The organism is Salmonella sp. SAL00653 (assembly GCF_046552515.1).
In the GTDB taxonomy this organism is placed as follows: domain Bacteria; phylum Pseudomonadota; class Gammaproteobacteria; order Enterobacterales; family Enterobacteriaceae; genus Salmonella; species Salmonella enterica.
The window spans coordinates 25,937-44,286 of the sequence record NZ_JBGDTY010000014.1 but is presented as its reverse complement, the minus strand read 5'-3'; the positions used below and the strand labels follow the sequence as shown (position 1 = coordinate 44,286).

Sequence of the window (18,350 nt, the reverse complement as noted above, 5' to 3'; positions counted from 1 at the left end):
GTGATTAATCTAAGGAGTGATGGATGTATGGAAAGCAAGCTTATTGACTGGCATCCGGCCGATATCATTGCCGGACTACGTAAAAAAGGGACTTCAATGGCCGCTGAGTCACGTCGGAATGGATTGAGTTCATCCACGCTGGCCAATGCATTAACGCGCCCGTGGCCGAAAGGAGAGTTGATTATCGCGAAAGCATTGGGAACGGAACCCTGGGTTATTTGGCCATCGCGTTATCACGATCCGCGCACGCATGAGTTTATCGACAGAACGCGGCTTATGAGAGCGCGTAATAAAGACAAACAGAATGTAGAGTAAGTGCCTGTAAAATAACCCCCGCAATCGCGTTCGCGGGGGTTATTCAGCGTACAGAAGGTTATTCGCCTTTCACGCGTTCAATATTCGCGCCTAGCGCGCGCAGTTTGTCTTCGATGCGCTCATAACCGCGATCGATGTGATAAATACGATCCACAATCGTCGTGCCTTCCGCAATACAGCCCGCCAGCACCAGGCTCGCAGATGCTCGCAGATCTGTCGCCATGACCTGGGCGCCAGAGAGCGTTTCTACGCCATGGCATATGACGGTATTGCTTTCAATTTCCGCACGCGCGCCCATGCGGCTGAGTTCAGGCACGTGCATAAAACGGTTTTCAAAGACGGTTTCAGTGATAAAGCCCGTCCCTTCCGCCACCAGGTTCAGCAACGTGAACTGCGCCTGCATATCGGTCGGGAATGCCGGGTGCGGCGCGGTACGGACATTGACCGCCTTCGGTCGTTTGCCGTGCATGTCCAGACTAATCCAGTCCTCGCCCACTTCGATATCCGCGCCAGCATCGCGCAGTTTCGCCAGTACCGCGTCCAGAGTGTCCGGTTGCGCGTTACGGCAGAGGATTTTGCCGCGAGAGATCGCTGCCGCCACCAGGAAAGTCCCCGTTTCGATACGATCCGGCAGCACACGATAAACGCCGCCGCCCAGACGCTCTACGCCCTCGATCGTAATACGATCGGTGCCCTGCCCGGCGATCTTCGCCCCCAGCGTAACCAGGAAGTTAGCGGTGTCGACAATTTCCGGCTCGCGCGCGGCGTTTTCAATGATGGTCGTCCCTTCCGCCAGCGTAGCGGCGCACATAATGGTGACGGTCGCGCCGACGCTGACCTTATCCATCACGATATGCGCCCCTTTAAGACGCCCTTCTACGGAGGCCTTTACGTAGCCCTCTTCCAGCTTGATGGTCGCACCCAGTTGTTCCAGACCGGTAATATGCAGATCAACCGGACGCGCGCCGATAGTACAGCCCCCCGGCAGAGAGACTTGTCCCTGACCAAAACGGGCAACCAGCGGCCCCAGCGCCCATATCGAGGCGCGCATGGTCTTAACCAGATCATAAGGCGCGCAGAACACGTTCACCTGGCTGGCGTCAATGTGTACCGATCCATTGCGTTCCACTTTCGCGCCTAATTGGCTCAGGAGCTTCATCGACGTATCCACGTCTTTCAGTTTTGGAACGTTTTGGATCTCTACCGGTTCTTCTGCCAGCAGAGCGGCGAACAGGATCGGCAGCGCGGCGTTTTTGGCGCCGGAAATTGTGACTTCGCCCTGGAGCGTCGTTGGCCCCTGTACACGAAATTTATCCATTATTGTATTCTCAGTTAAGCATTCATCTCCGCTACCGGCAGGTTACCCGTAGCTTAAAATCCGTTAAGTTTACGATCGCGCGCCCACTCCGCCGGGGTATATGCTTTGATCGATACGGCATGGATACGGTTGTCCGCAATGTACTCCATTAGCGGCCCATAGACCGTTTGCTGTTTCTTGACCCGGCTCATGCCGTCAAACATCTCGCCCACGGCAATAACCTGAAAGTGACTGCCATCGCCGGAGACGTGGACTTCCTGGAGGGAGAGGGCATTCATCAGCACACTCTGAATTTCATGATTTTCCATGGGTTCTTTATTCGTCAAATAGTGAAAACAGCCCAACATCTTAGAGCAAAGTCGCGCCGTCTTAAATAAGCAAAAGATTACGCTGATAAATCAGCGCGGTAAAAGTGCCGGATGGTGCTGCTAACGCAACTTATCCGGCCTACGGGGATCATGCGAAGTGTAGGCCGGATAAACCATCCGGCATTCATTACATACGGGGAAGTACGTCTTCGGGCAAGTTATATAATTGCGCCAGCGCGTAAACCTTGTCGTTAACGCCAGACAGCGACACGGCATTGCCCTGCTTTTTTGCCTGGTTCACAAGGTGCGCCAGCAGCGCCAGTCCCCCCGTATCCACCCTGGAGATCTGGCTCAGGTCGATACGGGTAACGCCAGTCATCGCTTCTACGCGCGCGTCCCATAGCGGCGCCAACACGTCCTGATCCAGCTCTCCGGCCAGCACCAGAGTGTCCGCCTCACGCGTCCAGGTGAGTTGCGGCGTCATTACTGTTTCTCGTCCAAAGTAATTTTCTGTTGAGAGATAGATTTCAGTTGTGCGGTCAGGCCGTCGATGCCTTTAGTACGCAGCAGAGCGCTCCACTCATTTTGCTTGGTGGTGATCATGCTGACGCCTTCCGCAATCATGTCATACGCCTGCCAGTTGCCGGTCTGAGTGTTTTTGCGCCACTGGAAATCCAGGCGTACCGGCGGACGACCGTTGGGATCGATAATCGTTACACGGATAGGCACAATGGTCGCATCGCCCAGCGGTTGCTCAGGCGCTATCTGGTAAGTCTGGCCGTGGTACATCGCCAGCGCCTGACCGTAGGCCTGTTTCAGGTATTCGCGAAACGCTGCAAAATAGGCTTCACGCTGCGCCGGGGTCGCCTCTTTGTAGTAGCGGCCCAACACCAGCGCGCCGGCATATTTTACCTGCACGTACGGCAGAAGCTCCTGATCAACAACGTCTCGCAGGTAATCCGGATTGGCACGAATTTTCGGCTGTTCGTTTTTCAGGCGATCAAAAGTTTTCTGCGCCGCCTCGTTCATCAGTTTATAAGGATTGCTCTGATCCGCTGCCGTTGCTGCGCTTAATGGCGCAATGACCAGCAGGGCCACCATCATCAGTCGTTTAAACATGCCTCAATTCTCCTAAGATTATTTCGTTTCGCCCGCGGGCGTTGTGGCTTCAGTATGGCCTTCCGTTGCGGCTGGCGCATCGCCAGAATTCTTATTGTCGTCGCCTTTGCTGTTATAGAGGAACTGACCAATCATATCTTCCAGCACCATTGCAGACTTGGTGTCCTGAATCGTACTCCCATCTTTGAGGATAGACGTTCCCAGCTCAGGATCTTCAAAACCGACGTTTAATGCCAGATATTGCTCCCCCAGCAGTCCGGAAGTACGAATACTCAACGAGCTGGTATCGGGAATATGGTTATAACGCTCTTCGATGTCGAGCGTTACGCGCGGCAGGTATGTTTTCGGATCAAGCGAGATATCTTCAACCCGCCCGACAACCACCCCGCCGATGCGTACCGGGGAACGCACTTTCAGACCGCCGATGTTATCGAAGGTCGCATAAACCTTATAGGTCGGCTCCGTGCGCATAGAGGTCACATTTGCCGCCTTCAGGCAAACAAACAGCGCCGCCAGCAACGCTACCAGCAAAAAAACGCCTACCCAAATTTCATTTTTTTTCGTTTGCATGAACTCAATTCCCAAACATCAGTGCGGTCAGCACAAAATCCAGCCCCAGAACGGCCAACGATGCGTGAACCACGGTACGCGTCGTTGCCCGGCTAATCCCGGCAGAAGTCGGTATTGCGTCATAACCGTTGAATAACGCAATCCATGTTACCGTAATGGCGAACACCACGCTCTTTATCAGACAGTTCACCAGGTCCATACGCCAGTCGACGGCATTCTGCATCGCGGACCAGAAGAACCCGGCGTCGATTCCTTTCCAGCTTACGCCGACCAGCGAGCCGCCCCAGATACCGACCGCCACAAAGATAATGGTCAGTAGCGGCAATGAAATCACGCCCGCCCAAAAGCGCGGCGAAATCACCCGGCGCAATGGATCGACCGCCATCATCTCCATACTGGAGAGCTGCTCCGTCGCCCGCATCAGGCCGATTTCCGCCGTCAACGCCGACCCGGCTCGCCCGGCAAACAGCAACGCCGCGACCACCGGCCCCAGCTCGCGCAGCAGCGAAAGCGCCACTAACATGCCAAGACTGGTCTCCGCGCTGTAAGTGGTCAGAACCAGATAGCCTTGCAGCCCCAGCACCATACCGATGAATACGCCGGAGACAATAATGATAAGCATCGACAAGACGCCCACATTATAAAGCTGGCGCACCAGCAGCGGCGCATGTTTGCGAAACTCCGGCTTACCGATAATCGCATTGAATAACATTAACCCGGCGCGCCCGAACGTCCTGACGGTTTTGATCCCGCTGTGTCCGAGTGCTGCCAGCGCATTTAACAGCATGAGTGGCTTAACTCCCTGTTTCGAGTAAATCAAGGTGATAGTCGCCCGCCGGATAGCGGAACGGAACCGGCCCGTCGGCAATGCCGTCAAGGAACTGACGCACGCGCGGGTCCGTATTCTCCTGCAACGCCTGAGCGCTACCGTGAGCGACGATTTTTTTGTCCGCCATGATCCAGGCGTGATCAGCAATACTGAGCACCTCTGGCACATCATGCGAGACCACCACGCAGGTCACGCCCAGCGCGCTGTTCAATTCTGAAATCAGCTTCACCAGAACGCCCATGGTAATCGGGTCCTGGCCGACAAACGGCTCATCGAACATGATGAGATCCGGTTCCAGAGCGATGGCGCGCGCCAACGCGGCGCGACGCGCCATCCCACCGGAGAGCTCGGAAGGCATCAGTTTTGCCGCGCCGCGCAGCCCGACAGCTTCCAGTTTCATCATCACGACGCTTTTTAGCAGCGGCGCGGGTAAATTGGTGTGCTCCCGTAGCGGATAGGCCACATTGTCAAACACGTTCATGTCGGTAAACAGTGCTCCCGACTGAAACAGCATACTCATACGTTTGCGGACGGTGTAGAGCCGCGAACGGGACATGGCCGGCACATTCTCGCCATCAAATAAGATCTCGCCCTTATCCGGCGGGATCTGTCCGCCAATCAGGCGCAACAGCGTGGTTTTACCGATGCCCGACGGCCCCATGATCGCCGTGATCTTCCCGCGCGGCACCGTCAGGGAAATATTATCGAAAATGCAGCGTTCGCCACGGGAAAAGCTGACGTCGCGCATATCGACTAAATTGGCCGCAGACTGACCCATTGATTCATCCTTCGTATTGCCTTGTTGAGGTAACCATGGCGCTGAATTTAACCATGGGTTCGACATAATTACAGAATATTAACTGACAGGGTTAGCGAAAGCTGGCATTCGTTTTACTTTTTAGCCGCATAAAGTCAAAATTAGGACTTCGTTACGGCTTCCAGATATCCCTTCTAGGGGACCGGCGAGTATACCTGAAGAAAGGACTTTAGATGCTTTTAGCGATGGCGCTACTCATAATTGGTTTGCTTCTGGTGGCCTACGGCGCCGATCGTCTGGTGTTTGCGGCCTCTATTTTATGCCGTACATTCGGTATTCCCCCGCTGATCATCGGGATGACGGTCGTGAGTATCGGCACCTCGCTGCCGGAAATTATTGTATCGGTCGCCGCATCGCTACACGGTCAGCTCGATTTGGCCGTCGGCGCGGCGCTCGGTTCTAACATCACCAATATTTTGCTGATCTTAGGGCTGGCGGCGCTAGTTCGTCCATTTACCGTGCATTCCGATGTTCTACGTCGCGAATTGCCATTAATGTTATTTGTTAGCGTGGTAGCCGGTTCCGTACTGCATGACGGACAGTTAAGTCGCAGTGATGGTATCTTTCTCCTGCTTCTGGCTGTGCTATGGCTGTTATTCATTGTTAAAATCGCGCGTCTGGCCGAACGCCAGGGGAATGACAGCCTCACCCGCGAACAACTGGCGGAGCTACCGCGCGAAGGCGGGCTCCCCGTCGCGCTCTTATGGCTGGGCATTGCGCTGGTCATCATGCCGATGGCGACGCGCATGGTAATCGATAACGCTACGGTGCTGGCGAACTATTTCGCCATGAGTGAATTAACGCTCGGTCTGACAGTCATCGCCGTCGGCACCAGTCTGCCAGAACTGGCGACGGCGATTGCCGGCGTGCGAAAAGGCGAAAATGATATTGCCGTTGGTAATCTCATTGGCGCCAATATTTTTAATCTCGCCATCGTGCTGGGACTGCCTGCGCTGATCGCGCCGGGGGAGATCAACCCGCTGGCGTTTGGGCGAGATTATAGCGTGATGTTGCTGGTTAGCGTGGTTTTCGCTTTACTTTGCTGGCGGCATCCGCGTCAGATTGGTCGGGGCGCAGGTATACTGCTGACCGGCGGGTTTATCGTATGGCTGGCGATGCTCTATTGGCTATCGCCACTTCTTGTTGGATAACTGGAAACGGATTATGTCGCATTTAGCGTTGCAACCGGGGTTTGACTTTCAGCAGGCAGGCAAAGAGGTCCTGGAAATTGAACGTGAAGGCCTGGCGGAGCTTGATCAATATATCAACCAGCATTTCACGCTGGCCTGTGAAAAAATGTTCAACTGCACCGGAAAAGTGGTGGTCATGGGGATGGGAAAATCCGGTCATATCGGACGGAAAATGGCCGCCACGTTCGCCAGTACCGGCACCTCTTCCTTTTTTGTACATCCGGGCGAAGCCGCGCACGGCGATTTGGGGATGGTTACGCCGCAGGATGTGGTTATCGCTATCTCCAACTCCGGCGAATCCAGCGAGATCGCGGCGCTAATACCGGTACTTAAACGTCTGCACGTGCCGTTAATTTGCATTACCGGGCGACCGGAAAGCAGCATGGCGCGTGCGGCAGATGTGCATCTGTGTGTTAAAGTGCCCAAAGAAGCGTGTCCGTTAGGACTGGCGCCTACCAGTAGTACCACCGCAACGCTGGTGATGGGCGACGCGCTCGCTGTGGCGTTGTTAAAAGCGCGCGGCTTTACCGCCGAGGATTTCGCTCTGTCGCATCCTGGCGGCGCGCTGGGACGTAAGCTACTGCTGCGCGTAAGCGATATTATGCATACTGGCGATGAGATCCCGCATGTTAATAAACATGCCACCCTGCGTGATGCGCTGTTAGAAATTACGCGTAAAAATCTCGGTATGACCGTCATTTGCGATGAATCCATGAAGATCGACGGTATCTTCACCGACGGCGATTTACGTCGCGTATTCGATATGGGCGGCGATATGCGCCAGTTGGGGATCGCCGAGGTGATGACGCCAGGGGGCATTCGCGTGCGTCCCGGTATTCTCGCTGTCGATGCGCTGAATTTAATGCAGTCCCGCCATATCACCTCCGTACTGGTTGCTGATGGCGACCAGTTACTCGGTGTGTTACATATGCATGATCTCCTGCGTGCAGGCGTCGTGTAGAAACTCAAGGATAATTAACGATGAGTAAAGCAGGTGCGTCGCTTGCGGCCTGTTATGGCCCCGTCAGCACCCATGTCATGACCAAAGCGGAGAATATCCGCCTGCTCATCCTGGACGTGGATGGCGTATTGTCTGACGGCCTGATTTATATGGGCAATAACGGCGAAGAGCTGAAGGCTTTCAACGTTCGTGACGGCTATGGTATTCGCTGTGCTTTGACCTCCAATATCGAGGTTGCCATTATTACCGGACGAAAGGCTAAACTTGTAGAAGATCGCTGCGCCACGCTGGGGATCGTCCATCTTTATCAGGGACAGTCGAATAAGCTGATCGCCTTTAGCGATCTGCTGGAAAAACTGACCATCGCGCCGGAAAATGTTGCCTATGTCGGCGATGATCTGATTGACTGGCCGGTGATGGAAAAAGTGGGGTTAAGCGTTGCCGTTGCGGATGCGCATCCGCTGCTGATCCCCCGCGCTGACTATGTGACGCACATTGCCGGCGGGCGCGGCGCGGTACGTGAGGTGTGTGATTTGCTGCTGCTGGCGCAGGGCAAGCTGGATGAGGCCAAAGGGCAATCGATATGAGTAAAACCAGACGTTGGGTTATCATTCTACTGTCGCTGGCCATTCTGGTACTGATTGGTATCAATCTGGCGGATAAAGACGATCCTGCTGCCGTGATGGTCAACAGCAACGATCCCACGTATAAAAGCGAGCATACGGATACCGTCGTGTACAGTCCGGAAGGCGCGTTGAGCTATCGTCTGATCGCGCAGCACGTTGAATATTTTTCCGATCAGGCGGTCTCATGGTTTACGCAACCGGTATTAACCACCTTTGATAAGGATAAAGTGCCGACATGGTCGATCAAGGCCGATAAAGCCAAATTGACTAACGATCGGATGCTCTATCTGTATGGCCATGTTGAAGTCAACGCCCTGGTGCCTGACGCTCAATTACGCAGAATTACCACCGATAACGCGCAGATTAATCTGGTGACGCAGGATGTTACCTCGAACGATCTGGTGACGTTATACGGCACAACATTTAACTCCAGCGGACTGAAAATGCGCGGTAACTTACGCAGCAAGAACGCCGAGCTGATTGAAAAGGTTAGAACCTCTTATGAAATTCAAAACAAACAAACTCAGCCTTAATCTTATGCTTGCCGGCTCGCTGCTGGCCGCCAGCATTCCGGCTTTCGCCGTCACGGGCGATACCGAACAGCCTATTCATATTGACTCGGATCAACAGTCGCTGGATATGCAAGGCAACGTCGTGACCTTTACGGGCAACGTGGTGATGACCCAAGGCACGATTAAGATCAACGCCGATAAAGTCGTGGTTACCCGCCCTGGCGGCGAACAGGGGAAAGAGGTGATCGACGGTTACGGCAATCCGGCCACCTTCTACCAGATGCAGGACAACGGTAAGCCGGTGAAAGGCCACGCTTCCCATATGCATTACGAGCTGGCGAAAGATTTTGTGGTGCTAACCGGCAACGCTTATCTGGAGCAGCTTGACAGCAACATTACCGGCGACAAAATCACCTACCTGGTGAAAGAGCAGAAAATGCAGGCCTTCAGCGAGAAAGGCAAGCGCGTCACTACCGTTCTGGTACCGTCGCAGTTGCAAGACAAAAACAAAGGCCAGACTCCGGCGCAAAAGAAGAGTAACTAATTCGTTATGGCAACATTAACTGCAAAGAATCTGGCGAAGGCCTATAAAGGCCGTCGCGTAGTGGAAGATGTCAGTCTGACCGTTAACTCCGGGGAGATTGTCGGGCTGCTCGGTCCAAACGGCGCGGGTAAAACCACCACCTTTTATATGGTCGTCGGTATCGTGCCGCGTGACGCGGGCAATATCATCATTGATGATGAAGATATCAGTCTGCTGCCGCTGCACGCGCGCGCGCGCCGCGGTATCGGCTATTTGCCGCAGGAAGCCTCTATTTTCCGCCGTCTCAGCGTATTTGATAACCTGATGGCGGTACTGCAAATTCGTGACGATTTGACCGCAGAACAGCGAGAAGACCGCGCCAACGAGCTGATGGAAGAGTTTCATATCGAGCATCTGCGCGACAGCATGGGACAGGCGCTGTCCGGTGGTGAACGCCGTCGTGTAGAAATAGCCCGCGCGTTGGCCGCTAATCCCAAATTTATCCTGCTGGATGAACCCTTTGCCGGCGTTGACCCGATTTCCGTTATCGACATCAAACGCATTATCGAGCATCTGCGCGATAGCGGGCTCGGCGTGCTGATCACCGACCATAACGTCCGTGAGACGCTGGCAGTCTGTGAACGTGCCTATATCGTGAGCCAGGGCCATCTTATTGCCCACGGTACGCCGACAGAAATCCTGCAAGACGAACACGTTAAGCGTGTATATCTTGGGGAAGACTTCAGACTCTGATAGGGTAGAGGGCTATGCTGCTCTAGCGGGAGAAAACGACTCTGAATATGAAGCAAGGTTTGCAACTCAGGCTTAGCCAACAACTGGCGATGACGCCTCAGCTACAACGGGCCATCCGTCTGTTGCAGTTGTCTACGCTGGAACTTCAGCAGGAACTCCAGCAAGCGCTGGAAAATAACCCGCTGCTTGAGCAAACCGATCTTCATGACGAAATCGACACTCAGCAACCTCAGGATAACGATCCTCTCGATACCGCCGACGCGCTCGAACAAAAAGAGATGCCGGAAGAGCTGCCGCTTGACGCCAGTTGGGATGAAATTTACACCGCCGGGACGCCGTCCGGCCCCAGCGGCGATTATATCGACGATGAGCTGCCCGTCTATCAGGGCGAAACGACGCAGTCGTTGCAGGATTATCTGATGTGGCAGGTTGAGCTAACGCCCTTCTCGGACACCGATCGCGCTATTGCGACATCCATTGTCGACGCGGTAGATGATACCGGCTATCTCACCGTATCCCTGGATGAAATTCGCGAAAGCATGGGCGATGTAGAGGTGGATCTCGATGAGGTTGAAGCCGTTCTGAAGCGCATTCAGCGTTTTGATCCGGTAGGCGTCGCGGCAAAAGATCTTCGCGACTGTCTGCTGATCCAGCTTTCACAATTCGACAAATCCACGCCGTGGCTGGAAAAGGCGCGGCTCATTATCTGCGATCACCTTGATCTGCTGGCCAACCACGATTTCCGCACGTTGATGCGCGTTACCCGACTGAAAGAAGAGGTGCTGAAAGAGGCGGTAAACCTGATTCAGTCGCTCGATCCCAGACCCGGTCAATCGATCCAGACCGGCGAGCCGGAGTACGTTATCCCGGATGTGCTGGTACGCAAGCATAACGGTCGCTGGACGGTGGAGCTTAATAGCGACAGTATTCCCCGTTTACAGATTAACCAGCACTATGCCGCCATGTGTAACAGCGCGCGCAACGATGCCGACAGCCAGTTCATCCGCAGTAATTTACAGGATGCGAAGTGGCTGATAAAAAGCCTTGAAAGCCGCAACGACACGCTGCTGCGCGTCAGTCGCTGCATCGTCGAGCAACAGCAAGCCTTTTTTGAACAGGGCGAAGAATATATGAAACCGATGGTACTGGCGGATATCGCCCAGGCCGTCGAGATGCACGAATCCACTATATCCCGCGTGACCACGCAGAAGTATTTGCACAGCCCGCGCGGTATTTTTGAACTCAAATATTTCTTTTCCAGCCACGTCAATACCGAAGGCGGAGGCGAAGCCTCTTCCACCGCGATTCGTGCGCTGGTGAAGAAGTTAATTGCGGCGGAAAACCCCGCGAAACCACTGAGCGACAGCAAGTTAACCTCTCTGCTGTCAGAACAAGGTATCATGGTGGCGCGCCGCACTGTTGCGAAGTACCGAGAGTCTTTATCCATTCCGCCGTCAAACCAACGCAAACAGCTGGTTTGACCCAACCGATAAGGAAGACACTATGCAGCTCAATATCACCGGACATAATGTCGAAATTACTGAAGCCCTGCGTGAATTTGTGACGACAAAATTCGCCAAACTTGAACAGTATTTTGAGCGGATTAATCAGGTATACGTGGTGTTGAAAGTGGAGAGGGTCACGCATATCTCGGATGCGACGCTACACGTTAACGGCGGCGAAATTCACGCCAGCGCGGAAGGCCAGGATATGTATGCCGCCATTGACGGCTTGATTGATAAACTGGCAAGGCAGTTAACCAGGCATAAAGATAAACTGAAACAACACTAATTGTCCGGGCAGTTAGCCAGTGCAGGACGGCCTGTTGTGTGACACAACGGGCCATTTGTACAGTTAGCGCTCCGAACCTGGCCATCAACCTGACAGGACAGGTTCTTAGGTGAAATTATGATAAATAACGATACGACTCTACAACTGAGCAGTGTACTTAACCAGGAGTGTACGCGTAGCGGCGTTCATTGTCAGAGTAAGAAACGCGCGCTGGAAATCATCAGCGAACTGGCGGCAAAACAGCTCAGTTTACCTCCTCAGGTCGTGTTTGAAGCCATTCTGACACGCGAAAAAATGGGCAGTACCGGTATTGGTAATGGTATCGCCATCCCGCACGGGAAACTGGAAGAAGATACCTTACGCGCCGTCGGTGTGTTCGTTCAGCTCGAAACGCCGATCGCGTTCGACGCCATCGATAACCAGCCGGTCGATCTCCTCTTCGCCCTGCTGGTGCCCGCCGATCAAACTAAAACGCATCTGCACACGCTGTCGCTGGTGGCGAAACGTCTGGCGGATAAAACGATCTGCCGCCGCCTGCGCGCGGCGCTGAATGATGAAGAGCTGTATCAAATCATTACTGACACCGAAGGTGAGCAGAATGAGGCATAACAACTCAATGGCATTTATTTCTGTCGTTGTGAGGAGAAACGGTACATGGTACTGATGATCGTCAGCGGGCGTTCCGGATCAGGTAAATCTGTCGCTCTGCGCGCGCTGGAAGATATGGGATTTTACTGCGTGGATAATCTCCCCGTCGTGCTGTTGCCCGATCTGGCGCGAACGCTGGCCGATCGCCAGATTTCCGCCGCCGTCAGCATTGATGTGCGCAATATGCCTGAATCACCTGAGATTTTTGAACAGGCGATGAATAATCTGCCTGGCGCTTTCTCGCCGCAATTGCTGTTTCTTGATGCCGACCGCAATACCTTGATTCGCCGCTACAGCGACACGCGCCGTTTGCATCCGCTTTCCAGCAAAAATCTTTCTTTAGAGAGTGCGATCGATAAAGAGAGTGACTTGCTGGAGCCGTTACGCTCACGTGCGGATCTGATCGTCGACACTTCAGAAATGTCCGTCCATGAGCTGGCGGAGATGCTGCGTACCCGGCTGTTGGGCAAACGCGAGCGCGAACTGACGATGGTATTTGAGTCCTTCGGCTTTAAACATGGTATCCCGATTGATGCGGACTATGTGTTTGATGTCCGCTTTCTGCCCAACCCGCACTGGGATCCAAAACTGCGCCCCATGACCGGGCTTGATAAGCCGGTAGCCGCGTTTCTTGACCGACACACAGAAGTTCACAATTTTATCTATCAGACTCGCAGCTATCTTGAGCTATGGTTACCGATGCTGGAGACCAACAACCGCAGCTACCTTACCGTTGCTATCGGTTGTACCGGCGGGAAACACCGTTCGGTGTATATTGCAGAACAGCTGGCAGACTACTTCCGCTCGCGCGGTAAAAATGTCCAGTCTCGCCATCGCACGCTGGAAAAACGCAAAACATGACCGTAAAGCAAACTGTTGAAGTCACCAATAAGCTGGGCATGCATGCCCGGCCTGCCATGAAGCTTTTCGAACTGATGCAGGGTTTTGACGCCGAGGTGCTATTACGCAATGACGAAGGCACCGAAGCGGAAGCAAACAGCGTCATCGCGCTGTTAATGCTCGACTCCGCCAAAGGGCGTCAGATCGAAATTGAAGCCACCGGCCCGCAAGAAGTTGAAGCGCTGGCGGCGGTTATCGCGCTGTTCAATTCCGGCTTTGACGAAGACTAAACCTCCCCCTCTATACCCTATTTCCCCCAACGCCGTCCCGGTATTTGATGACAGTCACCCCAAAACCGGGCGTGTTACGCCTGCCTGCCTCTTGTCCCGCAGCCCCGCCCTTTCGTAAGATTTGTACATTTCGTGCGCTTTACCTATGCATAAAAACATTAAGAAAACCTTAAAAAATTTCGTTTATGTTTTGTTTAAGCTCTTTGTCCATACTAAATTTATGTGAATAAATTTTTCCAGGACTTGCCATGATCCTCTTATCCAAACAGACTCCGCTGGGCGCTGGTCGACATCGTAAATGCTATACGCATCCGGATAATGCCCGGCGTTGCATAAAAGTCATTTACAACCGTGACCACGGCGGTGATAAAGAGATTCGGCGTGAACTGAGCTACTATGCGCATCTGTCCCGCTACCTGACAGACTGGAGCGCTATCCCCCGTTATTACGGCACGGTAGAAACCGATTGCGGCACTGGCTATGTCTACGACATGATTACCGATTTCAACGGCGCGCCCTCTATTACCCTGACCGAGTTCGCCGCGCAATGTCGTTATGAAGAGGATGTCGCTGTCCTGCGGCGGCTACTGAAAAAACTGAAACGTTACCTGCTGGATAACCATATTGTGACGATGTCGCTGAAGCCGCAAAACATCCTGTGCCAGCGTATCAGCGAGTCAGAAGTGGTTCCGGTGGTTTGCGACAATCTGGGGGAAAGTACCTTTATCCCGCTGGCGACCTGGTCAACATGGTGCTGTGAACGCAAACTGGAGAGAGTGTGGCAGCGGTTTATCGCCCAGCCTGCGCTGGCCGTTGCCCTGGAGAGGGGCGCGCAGCCAAAAGACAAGAAACGGCTGGCGCTTACTTCTCACGAAGCTTAATGGCCTGTACTTATCAGGCCTGGACGACACAGATCGCAGGCCGGATAAGGTGTTCGCGCCGCCAATCGGCAAAATTAATTAAGCTGGTTGCGCGTCATAAAAGATTCCCCGCCCAGTTGGCGCATCTGGCGCATAATCCACGCCTGCCGGCTACGCACATAGCCAGACGGCGCATTCGCCTTATAGCGTAACGGATTTGGCAATACCGCCGCCAGCAACGCGGCTTCAGACACACTCAAGCGACTGGCAGGTTTATGAAAATACCGTTGTGCCGCAGCCTCCACGCCGAAAATACCATCGCCAAACTCCGCGATATTCAGATAAACCGTGAGGATGCGCTTTTTGCTCCAGACAGTTTCAATGCCCAGCGTTAGCCCAGCCTCCAGACCTTTGCGCAGCCAACTGCGTCCATCCCATAAAAAGAGATTTTTCGCCGTTTGCTGCGAAAGCGTAGAGGCGCCGCGAATACGGCTCTCATTCCGCTCATTATGCGCCAGCGCTTTTTCAATCGCCGGAACATCAAAGCCCCAGTGCTCAGGGAACTTCTGGTCTTCCGCCGCAATTACCGCCAGCCCCATCCACGGCGAGATATCCGCCATACTGACCCAGTCAGAATGCGCCACATAACCGAACTCTCCGCCGAGCCAGGCGCTAATCTGCCGTTCCGCAATCACCGCCGAAAAAGGCACCGGAACCACGCTAAACAGCGCAATGCCGCCGCCCCAAAAGACGGCGAGCGCAGCAAGGATACGTAAAAGTAGACGGCGCAAAAACGTTAACGGCGCGATGCGTCGTTTGCTCATTCCGCCAGAACCAGCACACGCGACACTAATTTATCAATGCCGCTTGCCGCCTGGGCGATATCCTGCGCCAGCATATAGGCAGGGGTGGTCACGACCTTGTTATCCTCGTCCACAACGATATCATCAACCGGGCAAGGTACGTGTTCGGCGCCCATCTCTTCAAGTACTTCAGCGGTATCAATATCCGTCCCTATTGTCAGACGTAGCGGGAAGTCAAAGATTTTCGGCAACATTGCAGGCGCGATACAGATGAATCCCAGCGGCTTGCCGGACTGGTGCATGGCCTTCGCCAGCGCGACGACATCGCTATCCACCCGGCATTCGCTCCCCTGGCTGGCGAAATTACTCAGGTTCTTCGCCGCACCGAAACCACCAGGCACAATGAGCGCATCCAGCTCCTCTGGCTGAGCCTGGGACAGGGGACGAATATCGCCCCGCGTAATACGAGCCGCCTCAATCAGGACGTTACGCGTTTCCGCCATCGCTTCGCCGGTCAGGTGATTAATAACATCCGCTTGTGGTTTATCCGGCGCGAAGCAGATAGCCTGCGCGCCGCTGCGGGCAATGGCCAACAGCGTCAGAACGGCCTCATGAATTTCGGTGCCGTCATAGACGCCGCATCCGCTGAGCACTACGCCAATTTTTTTCATGGTGAACATCCTCCTGCAACCGACTCAAGCCCATTAATAATTTTGATTAAAATGCTACGCTTCACACATTTAAATGATTCATGTAACAAATCATTTAGGATTTGCTATCTTAACTGCGTGCGGCCTGAAAACAGGACTGCGCCTTTGACATCATCATAATAAGCACGGCGCAGCCACGATTTCCCTGGTGTTGGCGCAGTATTCGCGCACCCCGGTCAAACCGGGGTCATTTTTTTTCCGCGTTTGCCACCCAGGCTTTCAGCACCGCGACATCGTGCTGCCACTCCTGCTTCATCTCTTCAATCCATTCCGCGACATTATCTTCCCAGGCGGGAAGATCCGGCGACTGGATTTGCTGGCCAAGCTGTTGCAGATGACGCAGCCCTACCGAACCGGCGGCGCCTTTAATCTTATGCCCTTCCTCAACGACGCCTTTTTTGTCACGCGCCGTCAGATTGGACTCCAGCACGCTTAAATAGCCAGGCATCATTTTTTCAAACACCGCGAGACCGTCGGTGATCAATTTAGGCCCAACCAACTCGATGTATTGTTCCAGCATCGGGATATCCAGCAGCGCTTGCGCTTTATCGCTCTCTTCAGGCGTCACGGTACTCTCCTCTTTATCGGTGGCATCCCAGAATTTTTTAATCATCGCGGTTAAGGCCGGCACCGACAGCGGCTTACTCAGCACATCGTCCATACCAGCGTCCAGATACTCTTTTTTATCTTTCAGAACGTTAGCCGTAAGCGCTACCAGCGGCGGTAAATCTTCCCGCATGTGGCGACGGGTCAGTTCTCTGGCAATATCCAGCCCCGTCATATCCGGTAGTTGAATATCCAGTAAGACCAGGTCATATTCGCCCGGCGCGAACATCTCCAGCGCCGCCTTGCCGGTCATCGCGACATCCACGCTGTTCCCCAGTTTTTCCAGTACCGAACGCGCCACGATCACGTTCAGTTCAATATCTTCGACCAGCAGAACATGCAGCGCGGGCAGCGGCATGTCGTCTTCATCAAAGGCGTCCTCCACCTCTTCCGCCACCGCTGGCGCATGAACCGTTAGCGTAAAGGTCGATCCTTTGCCCGGCAGACTGGAAACGGTAATATCGCCGCCCATATTTTTCGCCAGCCGACGGGAGACCGCCAGCCCGATACCGGTACCCGTCGCCGGCTTACCGCCATGACTGTCTTTCACCTGATAATACATGGCGAAAATTTTATCCTGCTCATCCTGCGGAATGCCGATCCCGGAATCTTCCACTTCAAAGTGCAGCATGTCGCCTTCATCATAGCGCGCCCGCACCGTCACCTGGCCCTGCTGAGTAAACTTCACCGCATTGCTGATCAAATTCCATAAAATCTGGCGCAGACGCGTTCCGTCGGTAATGACTTTGTGCGGCAACGGCAGCGTCGGCTCAAGCACAAAACGTAGCCCTTTTTGCTGCGCCTGCAAACCGGAAAGGTTTTCCAGATCGGCCATAAAGCTGGTGAAATCAACCGGTTGGTTATCAAGCTGAACCTTACGCCGCTCCATCTTATCCATATCAATGATATCATTGAAAATATTGCCTAACGTCACGGCGGAGACATGGATTGTCTTAAGGTATTTTTCCTGTTCGGCGGTGAGATTGGTATCCAGCAGGATGCGGCTTAAACCGACGATGCCGTTAAGCGGGGTGCGCAGCTCATGACTGATGGTAGAGATAAACGTGGTCTTGTCGCGGCTGGCGCGCTCCAGCGCGTCCTGATAACGCTTACGTTCGGTAATATCACGACCAAATCCCATCAGGCCATGACGTTTACCGACACGGTCGTAATAAGGCACTTTACGAATTTCAAAGCAGGCCTTTCGTCCGTCCGGGTAATCCAGCCACTGTTCGTAGGTCAGGGAGACGTTATGGCGGAATACTTTTTCGTCGGTTTCAATGACTTTCTCCGCCGCTTCGGGAGAGTACACATCTTCCGGCTTCAAATGCACCAGCTGTTTTTCGCTCTTGCCGGTTAGCAATTCCATTGCGCGGTTACAGCCGGAAAATTCTTTATCCTCATTACGATAAAAAACCAAATCCGGCGAGGCGTCCAGAAAGGAGCGCAGAAAAGAGGATTGCTGTTCTAGCTGGATTTGCGCTTCTTCACGCTCTTTAATTTCTACTTTTAGCTGTTCAAATGTCTCTTGCAGCTCCGCTTCCGCTTTTTCGCGATCGACAATTTCCTGATTAAGCTGGGCAATATTGTCCTTCAACTGTACGTTAAGCTTGAGATCGCGCTCGCGCATCTCCTCCAGCTTTTGCACCAGACGCGACAGTCGCTGCCTTGACTCTTCCAGTTGTTCAACAACAACGGATAAGAAATAGACCGCCCAGGGCGTAATTAACAGGCCAAAAAAGATGGAACGAATAACGTCGATACTTTCAACCTGACCATGCAGCACCATGGTCACCGCCATCTGCACGACAATCGCCAGCACCACCAATGCCAACGCCAGGAGCATGGAAAAGCGCACCAGACCCAATTTCATCATCAGGTCGACATAGTATTGCGCCAGCATACGAATTTGCTTCATAGAGGATTCCTTCACCACAACTTCGCACATAATACCCAATTAT

General features: G+C 53.7%; 23 protein-coding genes. 13 read left to right on the top strand and 10 right to left on the bottom strand.

Annotated elements, in window-relative coordinates:
* Positions 1–27: 27 nt before the first annotated feature.
* On the top strand, positions 28–315 hold the full coding sequence (gene sfsB, locus ACLJRU_RS16215; protein WP_000444167.1) for a DNA-binding transcriptional regulator SfsB: 288 nt from the start codon (positions 28–30) through the stop codon (positions 313–315).
* 58 nt (positions 316–373) lie between these two features.
* On the opposite strand, the gene murA is transcribed toward sfsB, so the two are convergent.
* From murA to mlaF, 7 genes are all read right to left on the bottom strand, one after another.
* A complete protein-coding gene (gene murA / locus ACLJRU_RS16210; RefSeq protein WP_000357288.1) occupies positions 374–1,633 on the bottom strand; it encodes a UDP-N-acetylglucosamine 1-carboxyvinyltransferase in 1,260 nt (419 codons plus the stop codon).
* Between the two features lie 53 nt (positions 1,634–1,686).
* The gene (ibaG, locus tag ACLJRU_RS16205) at positions 1,687–1,941 is read right to left on the bottom strand and encodes a BolA family iron metabolism protein IbaG (RefSeq protein ID WP_001518349.1); all 255 of its coding nucleotides are present in this window, start codon (positions 1,939–1,941) and stop codon (positions 1,687–1,689) included.
* 187 nt (positions 1,942–2,128) lie between these two features.
* The gene (gene mlaB, locus ACLJRU_RS16200) at positions 2,129–2,425 is read right to left on the bottom strand and encodes a lipid asymmetry maintenance protein MlaB (protein WP_000188844.1); all 297 of its coding nucleotides are present in this window, start codon (positions 2,423–2,425) and stop codon (positions 2,129–2,131) included.
* A complete protein-coding gene (gene mlaC / locus ACLJRU_RS16195; protein WP_023235316.1) occupies positions 2,425–3,060 on the bottom strand; it encodes a phospholipid-binding protein MlaC in 636 nt (211 codons plus the stop codon). Before mlaC ends, mlaB begins: the two co-directional genes overlap by 1 nt.
* Before the next feature lie 18 nt (positions 3,061–3,078).
* Positions 3,079–3,630: an outer membrane lipid asymmetry maintenance protein MlaD gene (gene mlaD, locus ACLJRU_RS16190; RefSeq protein WP_001193591.1), complete on the bottom strand. Its 552-nt coding sequence runs from the start codon at positions 3,628–3,630 to the stop codon at positions 3,079–3,081.
* A 4-nt stretch (positions 3,631–3,634) separates the two neighbouring features.
* Positions 3,635–4,417, bottom strand: a complete 783-nt coding sequence (gene mlaE, locus ACLJRU_RS16185) for a lipid asymmetry maintenance ABC transporter permease subunit MlaE (protein ID WP_000925786.1) — start codon at positions 4,415–4,417, stop codon at positions 3,635–3,637.
* 7 nt (positions 4,418–4,424) lie between these two features.
* Entirely contained in the window at positions 4,425–5,237 is an 813-nt protein-coding gene (mlaF, locus tag ACLJRU_RS16180; protein WP_000531566.1) for a phospholipid ABC transporter ATP-binding protein MlaF, read from the bottom strand.
* A gap of 212 nt (positions 5,238–5,449) precedes the next feature.
* On the opposite strand from mlaF, the gene ACLJRU_RS16175 reads away from it, so the two are divergent.
* The 12 genes from ACLJRU_RS16175 to yrbL all read left to right on the top strand — a co-directional run bounded on the left by ACLJRU_RS16175 (position 5,450) and on the right by yrbL (position 14,291).
* Positions 5,450–6,427 carry a calcium/sodium antiporter gene (locus tag ACLJRU_RS16175; protein WP_001540967.1) on the top strand — a complete coding sequence of 326 codons (978 nt, stop codon included), beginning with the start codon at positions 5,450–5,452 and terminating at the stop codon, positions 6,425–6,427.
* Positions 6,428–6,440: 13 nt separating this feature from the next.
* The gene (gene kdsD, locus ACLJRU_RS16170) at positions 6,441–7,427 is read left to right on the top strand and encodes an arabinose-5-phosphate isomerase KdsD (RefSeq protein WP_000018617.1); all 987 of its coding nucleotides are present in this window, start codon (positions 6,441–6,443) and stop codon (positions 7,425–7,427) included.
* 20 nt (positions 7,428–7,447) lie between these two features.
* A complete protein-coding gene (gene kdsC / locus ACLJRU_RS16165; protein ID WP_001540969.1) occupies positions 7,448–8,014 on the top strand; it encodes a 3-deoxy-manno-octulosonate-8-phosphatase KdsC in 567 nt (188 codons plus the stop codon).
* Complete coding sequence (lptC, locus tag ACLJRU_RS16160) at positions 8,011–8,586, top strand: LPS export ABC transporter periplasmic protein LptC (protein WP_000047845.1); 576 nt, start codon at positions 8,011–8,013, stop codon at positions 8,584–8,586. Before kdsC ends, lptC begins: the two co-directional genes overlap by 4 nt.
* Positions 8,555–9,109 (top strand): lipopolysaccharide ABC transporter substrate-binding protein LptA, encoded by a 555-nt coding sequence (gene lptA, locus ACLJRU_RS16155; protein WP_000669770.1) that lies wholly within the window; start codon positions 8,555–8,557, stop codon positions 9,107–9,109. The genes lptC and lptA overlap by 32 nt, the downstream gene beginning before the upstream one ends.
* 6 nt (positions 9,110–9,115) lie before the next feature.
* Complete coding sequence (lptB, locus tag ACLJRU_RS16150) at positions 9,116–9,841, top strand: LPS export ABC transporter ATP-binding protein (RefSeq protein WP_000224104.1); 726 nt, start codon at positions 9,116–9,118, stop codon at positions 9,839–9,841.
* Between the two features lie 47 nt (positions 9,842–9,888).
* Positions 9,889–11,322, top strand: coding sequence for an RNA polymerase factor sigma-54 (gene rpoN / locus ACLJRU_RS16145; RefSeq protein ID WP_023235317.1), 1,434 nt, complete (start codon positions 9,889–9,891; stop codon positions 11,320–11,322).
* A gap of 22 nt (positions 11,323–11,344) precedes the next feature.
* Positions 11,345–11,632 carry a ribosome hibernation promoting factor gene (hpf, locus tag ACLJRU_RS16140; protein ID WP_001176591.1) on the top strand — a complete coding sequence of 96 codons (288 nt, stop codon included), beginning with the start codon at positions 11,345–11,347 and terminating at the stop codon, positions 11,630–11,632.
* A 117-nt stretch (positions 11,633–11,749) separates the two neighbouring features.
* A complete protein-coding gene (gene ptsN / locus ACLJRU_RS16135; protein ID WP_000609332.1) occupies positions 11,750–12,241 on the top strand; it encodes a PTS IIA-like nitrogen regulatory protein PtsN in 492 nt (163 codons plus the stop codon).
* A gap of 45 nt (positions 12,242–12,286) precedes the next feature.
* Positions 12,287–13,141: an RNase adapter RapZ gene (gene rapZ, locus ACLJRU_RS16130; RefSeq protein ID WP_000243749.1), complete on the top strand. Its 855-nt coding sequence runs from the start codon at positions 12,287–12,289 to the stop codon at positions 13,139–13,141.
* Positions 13,138–13,410 carry a PTS phosphocarrier protein NPr gene (gene npr / locus ACLJRU_RS16125; RefSeq protein ID WP_000216797.1) on the top strand — a complete coding sequence of 91 codons (273 nt, stop codon included), beginning with the start codon at positions 13,138–13,140 and terminating at the stop codon, positions 13,408–13,410. Before rapZ ends, npr begins: the two co-directional genes overlap by 4 nt.
* 248 nt (positions 13,411–13,658) lie before the next feature.
* Positions 13,659–14,291 (top strand): PhoP regulatory network protein YrbL, encoded by a 633-nt coding sequence (yrbL, locus tag ACLJRU_RS16120; protein WP_000602197.1) that lies wholly within the window; start codon positions 13,659–13,661, stop codon positions 14,289–14,291.
* A gap of 74 nt (positions 14,292–14,365) precedes the next feature.
* Here the strand turns inward: yrbL and mtgA are convergent, their stop codons facing one another.
* The 3 genes from mtgA to arcB form a co-directional block, all read right to left on the bottom strand.
* The gene (gene mtgA / locus ACLJRU_RS16115; protein WP_023235318.1) at positions 14,366–15,094 is read right to left on the bottom strand and encodes a monofunctional biosynthetic peptidoglycan transglycosylase; all 729 of its coding nucleotides are present in this window, start codon (positions 15,092–15,094) and stop codon (positions 14,366–14,368) included.
* Positions 15,091–15,744 carry an isoprenoid biosynthesis glyoxalase ElbB gene (elbB, locus tag ACLJRU_RS16110; RefSeq protein WP_000719821.1) on the bottom strand — a complete coding sequence of 218 codons (654 nt, stop codon included), beginning with the start codon at positions 15,742–15,744 and terminating at the stop codon, positions 15,091–15,093. The genes mtgA and elbB overlap by 4 nt, the downstream gene beginning before the upstream one ends.
* Before the next feature lie 226 nt (positions 15,745–15,970).
* Positions 15,971–18,307, bottom strand: coding sequence for an aerobic respiration two-component sensor histidine kinase ArcB (gene arcB / locus ACLJRU_RS16105; protein ID WP_023235319.1), 2,337 nt, complete (start codon positions 18,305–18,307; stop codon positions 15,971–15,973).
* Positions 18,308–18,350: the final 43 nt, after the last annotated feature.